At 46.2% G+C, this 383-nt stretch carries 1 pseudogene; it reads right to left on the reverse strand.

Annotation, left to right across the window (positions count from 1 at the left end):
* A pseudogene (locus tag EGI22_RS15255) lies at window positions 1-383 on the reverse strand (hypothetical protein); the annotation flags it as partial.

Consider the following 383-nt stretch of genomic DNA (forward strand, 5'->3'; position numbering starts at 1 on the left):
AGAGCTCACGCACAAATTGGCATCTGTAACAGTGACTAGGTAGTTTCCTGACATGGCGACTGTGGCCGAAGTAATACTTGGATTTTGGTCAGTGGAAACAAAGCTATTAGGACCCGTCCAGGCATAACTTGTGCCGCCTGAGGCTGTCAAGTTTAAGGTTGCTCCTTCGCAGATTGGGCTGTTGCTACCAATGACGACCGTAGGCAACGGATTGATTGTTACTGAGGTGGTTAGAACAGATTGATTCCCTCCAGCTTCTACGGTTAAGGTATAAATTCCACTTTGGTTTGCCTCGGTGTCAGTGATTGACGGATTTTGTGCCGACGATGTAAATCCATTTGGTCCAGCCCACGAGTAAGTAAATGGATATGGAATATTTGCAT

Origin of the sequence: Lacihabitans sp. LS3-19 (assembly GCF_024343575.1) — a bacterium.
Taxonomy (GTDB): domain Bacteria; phylum Bacteroidota; class Bacteroidia; order Cytophagales; family Spirosomataceae; genus Leadbetterella.